This window comes from Mongoliitalea lutea (genome assembly GCF_014652135.1).
Classification (GTDB): Bacteria; Bacteroidota; Bacteroidia; order Cytophagales; family Cyclobacteriaceae; genus Mongoliitalea; species Mongoliitalea lutea.
This window is the reverse complement of sequence record NZ_BMYF01000004.1, coordinates 21,827-37,305: the sequence shown is the minus strand read 5'-3', so window position 1 is coordinate 37,305 and position 15,479 is coordinate 21,827. Positions and strand designations below refer to the sequence as shown.

Here is a 15,479-nt window from a genome sequence, read left to right as displayed (position 1 = left end):
TCAAGGACCGCCTGAGGATATATCAATTTTTAAGTGGACGCTTATAAATTCAGTTTGATTCTTCGAAATGCTAATTCGTCATCCACATTCAAATAGGACCAAATCATTCCGTCTTTTACAAATGCACTGTGAGGGGTGAAGTCGAGTTTTTCCAAAAAGGACTCTCCTATGAGTTCGAGGTTTTCGTTTAATACAGTCAGGTAAACACGGTTTTTGAATTTGGGAGAATCCTCAACATCTGGAGAGTAAGAGGGGTTTTTATGGGAGGTGTATGAAAAGCGATAGAATACCTTTTTTTCCTCGTCCCAGATGGGTGCCAGAAAATTGATCTCTTCATAAATCGTTTCTCGTAGTTCTTCCATGGCTTTTTCAGTTTCTACTTCATCGGGATACCCTCCTTTTTTTCGGGCTTTGGTGAGGGTAGGAGTGTAGCTTACGTGCCTTATACTATCAGAATCCATATCCAATACATACAAGTCAGCATAAGGAGAATTACTAAAAATTGCTCGGGAACCTACTTTTCTGAGGTTTTTCTCTGAACCTGTAATGGATACCATCCTATCTCCTCGGAGGATAATTTTGTAATCTGGCAGTTCTTCGATGCCTGGAAATGTGAATTTCTTAATGGTTTTCTTATCAAAATCAGTTTTCACCAAGTCGAATGTGCCGGCCATCCAATTATTCATAAGACCGACTAATTGAGAAGCATTTTCCAAGATAATTGGCTTGGAATCATAATCTCTTCCTGCGTCCAAGCTATCACCGGTAAATTCCTCAGGTTTGATGCGCAAATCTTGTAGCTTCTTTCCATCTTTGGAAAATAATCCACGACTACCAAAACCACCAATCACGAAATTATTATCGACTAGCGCCAACACATTGATAAAAGTATTGCCAACGCCGTCAGGTCCTTCTTTTTCAAATGGGTACTGATTACGTAATTTCAGGGCATTTAAATCTATTTCATTGACTTTATTTTGGTCAGGATCCCATAGATATAAAAATTGCTTATCTGGGGTCATATCTGATACAAAAAGTCCGTATTTTAAATTCAAGATCTCCTCTCCCGGGTCAACCATGACCGTATCGACGGTAAAGCTTATGGAAGAATAATCAGTCTTTTGTTCTGATTCTTTGCCGCCGCAAGAAAAAAGAATCAAACTAGCTAATAAACAAATGGATAGTAGTCTCATAGGTCCAAATTTAGTTCGTAAACTAGAGATTTATCCATTATTTTCCAAAATAGATTTTGTTAAAGAATCTAATACTGCTAAGGTTCTCGTAATGGGCGTAAAGTTTGCGCCAGGAGCGCGAAGGGTGGTTGTAATTGTTGAGAGGATTGTATTTTTCATTTGCTTCTGTAGCCTTTAGATTTCAGGGCTGACGCCCCTTTGATGGACTGATGAAATCCAAGTACTTTAAACTCTAATCTTATCGGTGGGCTTTTATGTAGAAATAAAAATAAGTAGCTAGCAATGAGGGGTATAGACCTAGCAGGTTTTTAAAACCTGCCAGGTCTGTTCAGCACCTGCAACAATATCTCTCTCCCAATTATTTCCACCATGTTTCAATTATCGAATAACTAATATCAAAAAATATCAATTTATATCTACTAATATCTACCAATATCCACCAACATCCCCCCTAAACCTTCCACGCCCTCGTCATCTCCTTTTTTCCCGGAGGTCCTGGAAGCGTTTCTACTTGAAGTCCAAGTTCTTTAAGATCGCGTTTGAGTTGTCCCTTGGCGCAGTAGGTCACCAAAACACCTCCTGGATTAAGGGTGTCTACAGCTTTGGCGAGCATTTCTTTTGTCCAAAGTTCGGGTTGCTTGTTGGGAGCAAAAGCATCGTAAAAGATCACATCGCTTGGATAAAGAGTGGCATCTTCCAAGGTTACCTCATCTTTTTTCATATTGAAATACTCGGTCACAATGTCACCTTTATTCCAAGGAGCTTCATGCAACACCTGAAAGAATGGTGCATAATGGTAAATGCTATCATCCACTTCTGTATAATTCAGCTGCTTGTACACTTCTTCCTGTAAAGGGAAAGGTTCGATGGTATGGTAGAGGACAGGTACTTTGTATTGCTCCGCCCATACCAAACTTAGCCAAGCATTCAGACCTGTGCCAAAACCAACTTCGAAAATTCGAATAGGGAATTTGTTGGGGTTGCGCATGTACCAAGCTTCTAAGCCATAGAGCATAAAAACATGCACAGATTCCCTGTAGGCTCCGTGAAAGGAGTGGTAGGTTTCGTTGATTTCCGGTACATATAAGGAATGTGAACCGTCTTCTGTGGTGATGATTTTTACCTCTCTACTCATATTATTTTTTGTAAATAAGGGCTACACAATAGGCTGAAACACCTTCTTCTCTTCCTACAAAACCCAATTGCTCGGTAGTAGTGGCCTTGATAGAAATGGCTCCTTCTTCCACGCCCATTACCTCTGCCAAGCAAGTTTTCATGGTTGGGATGTGAGGGTTGACTTTGGGGATTTGTAAGCAGACCGTGGTGTCTATATTGCCGACTTCATACCCTGCATCGCGTAAAAGCTTCATCACCTCACGCAATAAAATTTTGCTATCGATTCCTTTATACTTAGGGTCTTTATCGGAAAAATGATAACCAATATCCCGCATGTTAGCTGCGCCCAAAAGTGCATCACAGATAACATGAATCAGTACATCTGCATCGGAATGGCCTACGGCCCCTTTTTCATGTGCTAACTTAATACCACCCAACCAAAAGTCATAACCTTCTCTCAATTGATGTACATCATAGCCAAATCCTATTCTAAAATTCATATGATATCTTCTGCTTTATGAAATTGCTTTGTAGTAAATCGTGGAGGCATTGTCCTCCCTTAATAATTTGTGTCCCCAGTCCAGGATGTCTTTGGGAGGGATGGCCGTTTTCTTTTCGTATTCTGTTTGGTACAAATTGACATCTCCCAAGTGTGCAAAGTAAGCTAAACTCATGGCTCTATTCAATAGCTGAACAGATTCATAGGTTTTCATGGCTTTGGCTTGGTGTTTCACTTTTTGGAGGATAGTTTCTTCGATGGGCTGTTGCAAAAATTGCTTAACAACTTCATCCAAGGCTTTTTCTCCTCTTTCGGCTGTTTTTCCTTTTTCCAGTTTTCCCGAAAAAACCAATAATCCAGGGTCTACCGTTCCCAAAATATAAGCTCCGATAGAAGCAAACAAATCTGAATTTTTGACCAAAGTTTGCTCCAGTAAGGAAGATCTTCCAAAACCAATGATGTCTGTAATCAAATCTGCCTCCAAGTATCCATCCTGAAGTTTGGCAGGCATGTGATACACTTTATATAAAGCATCTGTGGGTACATCTGCTTCGATGGTTTTTGTTTTTTTACTTATTTGTGGAGCTTCGCTAGGAATGTCTAGACGTCGAATACTTCCTTTAGGTATTCCTCCAAACCATTTTTCAGACAATCTTTTCACTTGCTCTACTGTTACATCACCGGCGACCACCAATACAGCATTGTCTGGGCGATAATGTGTCCAGTAAAATTCCTCTACATCTTCCTTTTGGTAATTGATAATATCTTCAATATTTCTACCGATGGTAGGCCATTGATAGGGGTGGGTTTCATAGGCAAGTGCACGCATGTGATGAAACGCATCACCATAAGGCTGATTGAGGTAGCGTTGCTTGAACTCTTCGATTACTACTTTTCGCTGGGTTTCGATGGTTTTCTCCCGTGGATTCAAATACATCATCCGATCTGACTCTAGCCAAAAAGCTGTTTCCAGATTGACAGCAGGCAGGTTCATGTAATAGTTGGTAATATCCGTATTTGTGAATGCATTGCAGCTGCCTCCGACATTTTCCAATGCAGTATCAAAGCTTGGGACATGTTGTGAACCACCAAACATCAGGTGCTCAAAGTAATGCGCCAAACCTGTTTTCCCAGAAACTTCATTTCTCGAACCTACTTTATAGAGCATGTTGAAAACCGCAATCTTTGTACTCGGGTCCTGGTGTACAAAAACCTGTAATCCATTGTCCAAGAAAAACTGTTCGTATGCAATCATTGATAAATTGAGTCATTAGATGTGTCCCATTAAGCGGGTTAATGGAGTAATAGAAAAGCAGGCTACTAAAAGGTAAACTTTTACAGGCCTGCCAAAGCTAAGAAATAAATAGAATTTTTAGGGGATTTGTTTAAGAAATGGGCTCTCCCTGATAGCCTGCCTTCTTCAGTGCTTCCATTACTTCGGTTTTAGAAGTCTCTCCTGTTACGGTAAGGATTCTATCAGGATTTTTAAGGTCCACAGACCATTCGATGTTGGATAGTTTATCCATTTCAGGTGTGATGGCTGCTACACAAGCGCCACATTTCACATTTGTCTTTAATTGTATCATAGTTTTTATTTTAAGGTCCACTAATTTCACGAATGTTTCTGGGTCCACAGATTTCGCGGATTAGCACAGATATTGACTCCCTAAGATTTGAATATTCATAGAATAGATTTTACACATTTGCAATCACCTTTCCTGAGAAAATTTGACACTTTATACATTACGTTTCTTTTGGATTCAATCCTTTTTTACGCTTTTGGAGGGTTAAAACCTAAGCCAATTGATGGGTTTAATTCGTTCTTTTACAGATTCCCTTCTTAAGTACAAGCATTTCTGTAGATATTTTTCTGCGTTTTCTGTGTATTCGGCGCGAATGAGTCTTGATTCTTGGCTCTTGGTTCTTGATTCTAGTATCTCGCCTCTCTCTTCATCCTTCATCCTTTTCTTCCTACCCTCCAAGCCGGCCCCTCGCTAAAAAGCTATCAATTTAGCTTTTCTTCACGCTCTGTCCTCCTTCCTCCTTTACACCACCCCTCTAATTCTCAAGCTATTACTCACGACCGAAACTGAGCTTAATGCCATTGCGGCTCCAGCCAACATCGGGTTGAGGAGGAAGCCGAAGAATGGATATAACAATCCTGCGGCGATTGGAATTCCAATGATGTTGTAGATAAATGCCCAGAAGAGGTTTTGACGGATGATGCGAACCGTTTTCTTGGTTAGTTTTAGGGCTGTTGAGATGCTGCTAAGGTCTCCGTGAATCAAGGTGATGGAAGCGACTTCCTTGGCTAAGTCGGAGCCTTTGCCCATGGCAATCGAAACATCTGCCAAACTCAAGGCTTCCGAATCATTGATGCCATCACCGACCATGGCTACTTTTTTGCCCTTGTTTTTCAATTCTTGGATGTAGGCGCCTTTTTCATGAGGAAGTACTCCCGATTGGATGTGTTGGATACCTACTTCTTTGCCTACTGCTTGAGCGGTATTAGCTTGGTCCCCGGTGAGCATGTGGATTTCCAAACCAGCTGCTTGCATGGATGCAATAGCAGTTTTGCTGGTAGATTTGATGGTGTCCTGAATGGCAAAACAAGCAATTAACTGATCATCTTTACTTGCATAAATCAAACTGGCAGTAGGGTACTTTTGCTCTAACTCTTGAATAGCGCTAACAGGACCAAGTGATTCGCCAGAACCCCATGCTTTATTACCAATTTTATATGTATGATTGGTTGTTTTCCCGATTAATCCTTTTCCAGTAATACTATCAAAAGCATTCATGGAAGTAGTGCCCATCTCTTGTAGGTGCTCCACTAAAGCCATGGCGAGCGGGTGTTCGCTGTAAGTTTCCAAGGTATAAATTGCCTGCTTATCCTGCTCGCTAGCATGTGTTGCCCACCAGCTTTCTGCCACAACGGGTTTTCCTTCAGTTATTGTACCGGTTTTGTCCAATACTAAAGTGTCGATTTTAGTGCCTTTTTCTAAGGTTTCGGCATCTTTGATTAGGATTCCCAATTGGGCTGCTTTGCCCATAGCTGCAGTGATAGCTGTAGGAGTAGCTAGACCTAGGGCACAAGGACAGGCAATGACCAATACGGTGATAAAAGCCAACATCCCTCTCAACCAGGAATCTTCCACTCCCGAAAATCCCCATATCAATAAGCTTAACACAGCGATCCCCATCACTACCGGGACAAAAATGCCGGCAACTTTATCCACCAATTTTTGGACAGGTGCTTTGGAGGCTTGGGCATTTTTGACACTTTGGATGATTTTGGCCAATAAGGTGGATTTTCCTACTGCTGTAGATTCAAATACAAAACTTCCTTGTTGATTGATGGTCCCTGCAAAAACCTGATCGCCAGTTTGTCGAAGAATTGGGACAGGTTCGCCCGTAAGCATACTTTGATCAATGTAGGAACTTCCTTCACTTACTACTCCGTCCACGGGGATGGTTTGTCCTGGCTTGATGCGGATAAGATCCCCTTTTTTGACATCCTCTATGGATAATTCTACATCTTTTCCATCTCTTATCAAGGTAACCAACTTGGGTTGCAAATCCATCAATTGCTGGATAGCTTTTCCTGTACCTGCTTTGGCAGAAGCCTCCATTGTTTTTCCCAAGAGGATAAAAAAGATGATGACTGCTGCTGCTTCAAAATATACATGGGCTTCCAAGCCTCTATCAGTTAAGAATGCGGGGTAAAACGTGTTGAACGTACTGTATATATATGCTACGCCAGTACTGAGCGAAACCAAGGTATCCATATTTACCTGACCTACTCGGGCAAGTTTATAGGCATGGGTGAAAAACTGTCTGCCAAAAATCAATAAAATCGGTGTAGTCAATGTCCACATTATCCAATCCGCATAAGGCCAGTGCATGCCAAACATCCCGATAATAAAAACCGGAAACGCCAGTATGCCTGCTCTCCAAGTGTTTTGCTTCAGTTGTGTGAAAGCTTCTTGATGTAATTTTTCCAAATCTTCCCGCAGGATAGCATCGATCATCAATTCATACCCTGCTCTGTCAATGGAATCTCTCAACTCTTCCAGACTCACGGTGTCCTCTTCCCATTCTACTACTGCGGCGTGGTTGGCATAATTTACTTGGGCATTTTTTACACCTGCATGTTTTTGAAGTGTTTTCTCAACACTCAAAGCACATGCGGCACAACTCATGCCCAATACAGGTATTTCTTGTTTCTTCATATTCATCATTTCACCTGACAAAAATAAGCAGCTTACTCCTCAAAGGATTTATATAATTTTGGGAAAGATTAAACAGCTGCTTTGCCACTCTTGTAAATTCGCTGAAACTTCGAACTTTGTATAGTTCTAAAAAGTTTTACTTGTTAGTATTCACACATCAACAAAGATAACCCAATACCAAATCCCATGAAAAAAGCTACCGTTGAGCCTTCCTGTACAGGTCAGTTCTCATCACTTTTTTTGGATTACCTTGCGCAAAAGCCTGAATTACAGTCTTTCTATAGTTTCTTTCCAGCCATTGAAAACTTTGAAAAACTGATCCAACAAAAGAATTTTTCTCAGGAAAAGCGGGATGTGTTGACAGATGTTTTGCATCAACAATACGAGGGATTTACTATCAGCGAACGTACTAAAGATCAAATTGAGTCCCTAAGGTCTGCAAAAACATTTACGGTAATCACCGGGCATCAATTGAATTTGTTTACCGGGCCATTGTATTTCATTTATAAGATTGTAACGACCATTAATCTCGCTGAGCAACTGAAAAAAGCGTATCCTGATTACCATTTTGTCCCGGTTTATTGGCTAGCGAGTGAAGACCACGATTTTGATGAAATCAACTATTTTAAGCTAGATGGGCAAAAGTATCAGTGGAATTCCAATCAAACAGGGTCGGTTGGAGATTTTCAATTAGACGAGACGTTTAGAGAGTTTTATAAATCAGTTGCCCATTTTGCGCCTGAATTTTTTAAGGATGCCTATTTAGGGTCAAAGACGCTAGCCGAAGCGGGTAGAAAATATGTCCATCACCTGTTTGGAGAGAAAGGCTTATTAATTGTGGATGGAAAAAGCAGAGAATTGAGGGAATTCTTCACAGAGGTAATCCAGGATGATTTAACACAACATACTGCTTTTACAAAAGCTACGAAGCAAACCCAAGTTTTGGAAGATTTGGGTTACAAATCCCAAATATTTCCTCGAGAGATCAATTTATTCTATTCAGTAAAAGGTATCCGCGAACGAATCGAGCAAGTGGGGGATAGGTATCAGGTGTTGAATACTGAACTGGAGTTTTCAAAAGAAGAGATTTTGCAATTAGCAAAAGATACCCCGGAAGTATTCAGTCCAAATGTAGTGTTGAGACCCTTGTACCAGGAAATGATCCTGCCAAATTTGGCCTACATTGGTGGGCCGGCAGAAATTGTATATTGGTTGCAGTTAAAACCGGTATTTGATTATTTTGGAGAAGCTTTTCCTGCGGTGATGCCAAGAAATTTTGCCACAGTTTTGGATAAACCCATTCAGAGGAAAATTGAAAAATTGGGTTTGTCTCATAAAGAATTATTTCAATCCGTTCTGGATTGGAAAAAAGGCTATATAGAAACACATGCGAGCACGGATCTATTTTTGTCAGAAGAGCGCGATGCTTTGAAAGCAGTTTTTGAAAATGCTAAACCACAAGCTTTAACTTTAGACCAAACCTTGGGTAAATCCTTTGAAGCAGCTACTGTTCGTGCGAACAAAATTCTTGACCAGCTAGCGAAAAAGCTAAGAAAAGCAGAAGAGCGAAAGCACGCGCAGGAAATTCGGATTCGTGAAGAAATATTCTCTTATCTATATCCAGGAGGTTCTCCACAGGAGCGGGTGGAGAATTTTATGAAGTTCTATTTAGGTAATCCTGAATTTATAGAAGAGTTGTTTGGGGCTTTTGATCCATTAGATTTCAATTTTATCATTCTCAGTCAGGATGGAGACAAAGGCTGATTTTAGAAACTATTTCAGACTTCAACGGAAAAAGCTTACCGAAGAGACACTGATTGCATATTCCGAAAGTGTCTTTGCATCGTTTAAAGGTTTTTTCGAAAAGGGTTCGAAAGCCAAGCATGTACACGTATTTATTCCGATTTTGGATAATCAAGAATTAGATATTAATCCCATTATTCAGTATCTCTGGTCCTTGGATTGTGTAGTCTATACTTCGAAAATGAATTATGCACTCAATCAAATGGATACGGTGCTATTCCCTTCCGGTTCGGAAGTGGCAAAAGATGAAAAAGGAATCCCTTTTCCAAAAAACAAAGCTGTCGTTGCAACAGATGCTTTGGAATTGGTCTTGGTCCCTTTGCTTGCTTTTGATCGGAAAGGTAATCGGTTGGGATATGGAAAAGGCTATTACGATAAATTTTTCGACCAAATTTCATCTAAAGATATTTTTAAGCTTGGGATTTCTTTGTTTCCACCTGTAGACCAACTACCTGTAGAGGAGCATGATATTGCCTTGGATGCATGTATTTACCCTGAGGGAGCTATCATTTTTGGCTCATAAGTATATTTTGGCATGATTATTTATGCTTATTTTTGCAAAAAATTAAACTTTATGAAAAAACTGTTATTACTAGTACTGTTTTCAGTGATGTTGAGCTTGTCCCATGAGTCCTATGCTCAATACACTACAGGGATTGGTTTACGAGCGGGTGTGTCCAATGGGTTGACTGTAAAGCATTTTATTTCTAATGACGCTGCTTTAGAGGGAATCCTGCATACACGATGGGGTGGATTTGTCATCACTGGTTTGTATGAAGTGCATAAGGATATTCGCGATGTCAAAGGATTGATGTGGTTTTTTGGGGGTGGTGCACATATAGGCTCTTGGAATGCTGGTAGTAATCGCCCTTGGGGAAACAATAATGAAAGTGTTACAGTGGTTGGATTATCAGGAATTATAGGCTTGGATTATAACTTTCAAGATGTGCCAATTGGGCTTTCCTTAGACTGGAAACCTACCATTAATTTCAGTGGACAACGAACTTGGGGAGACGAAGTGGCGCTATCAATTCGCTATGTGTTTTAATAAAGAGCTGTTAATCAGCTCTTTTTTTTGTTTCAATAGATTATTTGGTTTCTTGTCAAGTTCAATTTTTACGAGGATTTTGTAAGTAAAAAGCCTGAAACTGTTAATTAAACGTTTTTTTTAACCTTTTGCTGCTACAAAATACCCTCTCCCCCCAATAAATTCAGATTTCAATTATGTTTCTTGATTTTTGGCTTGATAATCCTGTAAATGAAAGTTTTTTACGTGGTTTTTACTTGTCAATTAAAATTTATGCAACATAATCAGTGTTTTATTAATAAATACAAAAAAAATATGCTTATAAAAGTGAATAATTCAAATCAGAAGTGAATTTATTAGCTTGTTGCTAATGAGGGTGTTTGGAGTTGAAAATTTTTTAATTTTTTTTAAATCATTCAAAACAGAATAAAATTTGCTTAATACTCATATTCTGGAATGTTTCAGGAAACTAGACGCAATGGAGTGGGTTTTTCCAAATTTTTAATTTTAAAAACCGTTTAAACAGAATTTTTACCAAAACTCCCTTAAAATATGTTAAAAAAGAACTTTAAGGTAAAAAAACATAAATATTCCGATGTGTTGTGTATTGAAATAAGAAAATATTTTTTATAGCTTGGTTTTAATCTTTTTCATATGAAAAATTTGGCAGTTTTGATTTTTGCTAGAAATAAATTTTCTTTGACGAATCAACTAAACTAAATACCTTATGAGAAAAGCTTTACTCTTTGTTGTTGCGCTTTTCACCCTGACACTCAGTTACGAGGTGTCAGCGCAACAGCGGGTAATTACCGGAAAGGTAATTTCCGATGAAGATGGTGAAGGCCTTCCAGGCGCTACCGTCCTCGTGAAGGGTACTACAGTGGGGACTACCACCGATTTGGATGGTAATTACTCCATTAACGTACCTGCCGGATCAAATGTCCTGATTTTTTCTTTTGTCGGCTTGAAAGCTGTAGAAGAAGCAATTGGAAACAGATCCGTTGTTAATGTTACTTTAACTTCTGATGCATCCCAACTATCCGAGGTGGTAGTTACGGCAATCGGTATCGAGAAAGAAAAGCGTGCATTAGGTTATGCGGTTTCTACCGTGGGCGATGAACTTATCCAAAATAGGCCTGAGGCAGATGTTTCTAGGGTCTTACAAGGGAAAGTTGCTGGTGTAAACATTACTGCAACCAATGGAAACTCTGGTGCTGGTACTAATATTGTTATTAGAGGGTATTCTTCTGCAACAGGTTCCAATCAGCCATTATTCGTTGTAGATGGTGTTCCTTTCAACACCAATACTAATGCGCAGACAGGATTTACTACAGGTGGTGCTACTACCTCATCTCGTTTCCTAGATATTGATCCTAATAATATTGAAAATGTGTCAGTGTTGAAGGGTCTTTCTGCTACTGTATTATATGGTGATCAGGGTAGAAATGGTGTAATTTTGATTACGACCAAGTCAGGCGCTAGCAAAAGAAAAGCAGCTGAGGTTACTGTAAACCAGTCTGTATTTACAAATACCGCAGCTTCTTTGCCTGATTATGGGCAAATCTATGGTAATGGTTTCCAGCAGCAGCCTGGTCTATTCTTCTCTAACTTTGGTCCTAGAATGGATTTGGGTTTGCAGATTAATCACCCAGTTGCAGCATCTAACTTAGCATTTATCAGAAATGGATTCCCTGAGTTCTTTAATGCAGACGGTACACCAATTCGTTATGATTACAAAGCATATGAAGATCCAAGTACTGCGTTCTTCAGAACAGGTTTAGTTTCTAATACCTCTGTTCAAATTCAGGGAGCTTCTGAAAAGACTGGTTACTCTGCGTCTTTCGGATATACAAGTGATGAAGGTTTCCTTCCAGGTAACAAATTAGAAAAATATAATTTTGGTTTAGGTATCAAATCATCCGTAACAGATAAGTTGACTATCAACTCTTCATTCACATTTGCTAGAACTGGCGTGGTTTCTCCTCCTGTTAATGCAGCATTTGGTTCAGGGCCTTCTGGAGGTGTTCCATCTGCCTATGCACACGTATTGTATACGCCAAGATCTATTGACTTGGCTAACCTTCCATTTGAGCATCCTGTAGATAGATCAACAGTTTATTTTAGAGCGGACAATGGTATTCCAAATCCAAAATGGGTAACTAAAAACTTTGTAAATAGTTCTACCGTTGATCGTTTCTTTAATTCTACATCTTTGAATTATGATATCAATGATAACTTCTCATTGACTTATAGAGTTGGTCTTGATACCTACACTGAATTGCAAGAGGCGATGTATAATAAGGGTGGAGGTCCCGGCGTAACATTGATCGCAAGACAAGGTTATTACAGAACTATCAACATTACCAATAGCTTGTGGAATCAGGATTTCATTTTAAATTACAGAAAAACTATTTCTGACAAAATCAGTATGAGTGCCTTGCTAGGTGGTAACTCTCGTTATGATAGATATCAACAATACGGTATTTCATCTACTGGGCAGTTGGCATTTGACTTATTTAGACATACTAACTTCTTGGAAAGTGCTAACATCGATCCACTTGGTGCAGGTGCTATGGATTTCTTGGTTGAGGAAAGAAGGATGGGTATTTATGCCAATGCGACATTTGATTATGACAATTACTTGTTTTTCAATGTTTCTGCGAGAAATGATTGGACTTCTACTGTAGAGCCTGAAAACAGAAGAATCTTATATCCGGGAGCTTCGGTTTCTTTTATTCCTACAGATGCATTCAATTGGAATTCATCAACCTTAAATAACTTGAAATTGAGATTGGGCTATGGGACATCTGCGGGTTTTCCTCGTCCATACAGAACTCGTAATATTTTGAATCAGGGTTCTCGTTCTTTTGAAAGAGATGGAGCGATTTTCCAAACACAATCTGTAAACTCATTCTTAGGTAACCCTAATTTGAGACCTGAGTTGCACCAAGAGGTGGAGTTTGGTATAGAAGCTGCTATGTTTAATAACAAAGTGACTTTTGATATCTCTTTGTATGAGAAAAACACAAGAGATTTGATTACTGAATCTCCGATTGATCCAGCTACTGGATTTACTAGAACAGCTATCAACATTGGTAGAATAAGAAATAGAGGTATTGAATTCCAAGGTACTGCAACTCCTGTAGCTACTGCTTCTGGCTTTAGCTGGGAAACGATCGTTAACTGGACACTTTACAGAACAGTTACGATGGAGTTGGGTGATGGATTGGATGAAATCGTAGTGGCTGGTTTTACTGATCTTGGAAACTTTGCTATTCCTGGTCAGCCATTCAACATTATTAAAGGTACTGTGTTTGCTAGAGATGAGAACACTGGTCAACCAATTGTTGATGATGTAGGGACTTATTTGACAGCTCCAGAAATCGGTATCTTGGGTGATCCAAACCCAGCTTGGACGGGTTCTTGGATTAACACATTCCGTTACAAAGGGTTCTTCTTTAACTTTATGTTAGAGTATAGAAGAGGTGGTATCATCTTTTCCAATACTGTCACTGCTACTTTGGCTCGTGGTGTAACCAAAGATCCTGTGGTAGATAGAGAATTTTCTTTGATCCTACCAGGTGTGAAAAGAGATGGTACGCCTAATGATATTCAAATTACAGCTTCTAACTACTTCTTTGATGGTTATCACGTAGGTGCGGATGAAGCGAATGTTTTTGATGGTTCATCTGCTCGTTTGAGAGAGCTATCTTTTGGTTATGACCTTCCTCGTTCGTTGGTTTCTAGAACTCCATTCAAGAGAGCTTCGCTTGCTGTGACTGGTACAAACCTATGGTTTAGAGCGCTTAACTTCCCTCCAAATATGAACTATGACGTGGACGTATTGGGCTTGGGTGTTGGTAATGGTCTTGGTTTCGATTTCGTAACTGGTCCTAGCTCGAGAAGATTCGGTGGTACATTAACGCTTACATTCTAAACCACTAAAGACTTACGACAATGAAAAGAAAATTATATAGTTTGATTGTAGCATTCAGTTTAATATTTGCTACATCATGTGATTTAGATTTGTTAGATAGCCCGAACGTAGTTACTGCAAATACGGCTAACCCTACATTAATCTTAAACAACGTGCAATTAAGTTATGCAGGGATGTTTAATACACTTAGTACTTTCGGAATGCAGGTTACTAGGGTGGTTTCTCAACCAAATGTGAATTATGCGAATGCTTATTTTGCACAAACATTCAACGGTACATGGAACACTTCTTATGCATCAATTTTGAATGACATCAAATTCATTGAAGAATTGAATGAAGTTAACCCAACTCCTAGACATGTCGCAATAGCAAAAGTTATTAAGGCGATGGTTTTGATGAATTTGGTAGATTATTTGGGTGATGTACCATTGTCTGAAGCTTTGGATCCAAACAATTTTAACCCTAAAGTGGATCCTGCTGCAAATGTATATCAGGCTGCATTTGCTGAGCTTCAGGCTGCTAAGGCATTATTTGCTATTTCTACTGCTAATCTACCTCAGGATTTCTTCTACAATAATAATGTTGCTAGATGGCAAAAGGCTATTAACACTCTAGAGTTGAGATATCATTTGAATAGAAGGTTGGTGGATGAAGCTGGTTCAAGAACTGCAATCAACGCTTTAATTTCTGGTGGTAATTTGATTGCTCCTGGTGATGACTTTGTTTTCAAATATGGTACTAACCTTACTAACCCTGATTCTAGATCACCTAGATATTCACAGTATGGTCAAGGCGGTGGAGCATATCAAGGTACTTGGTATATGTTCCATTTGACAGAAGCTAAAGGTTTTGATGATCCGCGAGTACGTTACTACATGTACAGACAAAGAAAAGTTAATCCAACTGATCCAGATGAATTGAGATGTATCGGAGAAATCGCTCCTGGACATTATTTAGCTGGTGGGTTCCCGTTCTGCTTGCCAAATATGATTGATGGTAGAGGTTATTGGGGTAGAGATCACTTGAATAATGAGGGTATTCCACCGGATGGTTTTGCTAGAACTGTATTTGGTTTATATCCAGCAGGTGGTCGTTTTGATGAGGATTCTGCTCTACCAATTAACTCCCCGACTATGGGTGCTGGAGGTGCTGGTGTACAGCCAATTATGTTAGCGGCTTATGTTGATTTCATGTTAGCGGAAGCTGCGGAAACTTTAGGTACTACTGGAGATGCTAAAGCACTTACATTGAGTGGTATAAGAAAGCACATGGATTATGTGAGGTCTTATGCACTATCCACAGCTGAAGCTGGTGTTGTTACAAGTTTCTTCCCAAATGCACAATGGAATACCTTAGTTGATAACTACGTAAACTATGTGTCCAATGAATGGGATGGCGCACCTACTGGCAGAAAAATGAACTTGATTGCCAGAGAATACTGGTTGTCTTTGTTTGGTAACGGGGTAGAGTCTTACAATCTTTATAGAAGAACTGGTCAGCCTGATGGAATGCAGCCTGCCTTGACTGTTGATCCAGGGTTATTCCCTCGCTCTTTCCTTTATCCTAACGACTTTGTTGTGACAAACAGGTTTGCTACTCAAAAACCTGATTTAGGTCAGCGTGTATTCTGGGATACAAATCCAGCAGGTAACGGATGGGTTAACTAAATCAA

The 15,479-nt window shown here is 39.6% G+C and carries 11 protein-coding genes; 5 read left to right on the top strand and 6 right to left on the bottom strand.

Annotation, left to right across the window (positions count from 1 at the left end):
* Positions 1–41: 41 nt before the first annotated feature.
* From IE080_RS04205 to IE080_RS04180, 6 genes are all read right to left on the bottom strand, one after another.
* Positions 42–1,193: a DUF4221 family protein gene (locus tag IE080_RS04205; RefSeq protein WP_189579203.1), complete on the bottom strand. Its 1,152-nt coding sequence runs from the start codon at positions 1,191–1,193 to the stop codon at positions 42–44.
* A 451-nt stretch (positions 1,194–1,644) separates the two neighbouring features.
* Positions 1,645–2,328 carry a tRNA (5-methylaminomethyl-2-thiouridine)(34)-methyltransferase MnmC2 gene (mnmC2, locus tag IE080_RS04200; protein ID WP_189579202.1) on the bottom strand — a complete coding sequence of 228 codons (684 nt, stop codon included), beginning with the start codon at positions 2,326–2,328 and terminating at the stop codon, positions 1,645–1,647.
* Between the two features lies 1 nt (position 2,329).
* Complete coding sequence (ispF, locus tag IE080_RS04195) at positions 2,330–2,809, bottom strand: 2-C-methyl-D-erythritol 2,4-cyclodiphosphate synthase (RefSeq protein ID WP_189579201.1); 480 nt, start codon at positions 2,807–2,809, stop codon at positions 2,330–2,332.
* 15 nt (positions 2,810–2,824) lie between these two features.
* Complete coding sequence (locus IE080_RS04190) at positions 2,825–4,063, bottom strand: M16 family metallopeptidase (RefSeq protein WP_189579200.1); 1,239 nt, start codon at positions 4,061–4,063, stop codon at positions 2,825–2,827.
* 130 nt (positions 4,064–4,193) lie between these two features.
* The gene (locus IE080_RS04185; protein ID WP_189579199.1) at positions 4,194–4,394 is read right to left on the bottom strand and encodes a heavy-metal-associated domain-containing protein; all 201 of its coding nucleotides are present in this window, start codon (positions 4,392–4,394) and stop codon (positions 4,194–4,196) included.
* A gap of 459 nt (positions 4,395–4,853) precedes the next feature.
* Complete coding sequence (locus tag IE080_RS04180; protein WP_308428143.1) at positions 4,854–7,040, bottom strand: heavy metal translocating P-type ATPase; 2,187 nt, start codon at positions 7,038–7,040, stop codon at positions 4,854–4,856.
* Positions 7,041–7,226: 186 nt separating this feature from the next.
* Between IE080_RS04180 and bshC the strand changes: the two genes are divergently transcribed.
* The 5 genes from bshC to IE080_RS04155 all read left to right on the top strand — a co-directional run bounded on the left by bshC (position 7,227) and on the right by IE080_RS04155 (position 15,474).
* Entirely contained in the window at positions 7,227–8,804 is a 1,578-nt protein-coding gene (gene bshC / locus IE080_RS04175; RefSeq protein WP_189579197.1) for a bacillithiol biosynthesis cysteine-adding enzyme BshC, read from the top strand.
* Entirely contained in the window at positions 8,788–9,366 is a 579-nt protein-coding gene (locus tag IE080_RS04170) for a 5-formyltetrahydrofolate cyclo-ligase (RefSeq protein WP_189579196.1), read from the top strand. The genes bshC and IE080_RS04170 overlap by 17 nt, the downstream gene beginning before the upstream one ends.
* A 51-nt stretch (positions 9,367–9,417) precedes the next feature.
* Positions 9,418–9,891, top strand: coding sequence for a hypothetical protein (locus IE080_RS04165; protein WP_189579195.1), 474 nt, complete (start codon positions 9,418–9,420; stop codon positions 9,889–9,891).
* A gap of 706 nt (positions 9,892–10,597) precedes the next feature.
* Complete coding sequence (locus IE080_RS04160; protein ID WP_189579194.1) at positions 10,598–13,807, top strand: SusC/RagA family TonB-linked outer membrane protein; 3,210 nt, start codon at positions 10,598–10,600, stop codon at positions 13,805–13,807.
* Positions 13,808–13,827: 20 nt separating this feature from the next.
* Entirely contained in the window at positions 13,828–15,474 is a 1,647-nt protein-coding gene (locus IE080_RS04155; protein ID WP_189579193.1) for a SusD/RagB family nutrient-binding outer membrane lipoprotein, read from the top strand.
* Positions 15,475–15,479 lie beyond the last annotated feature (5 nt).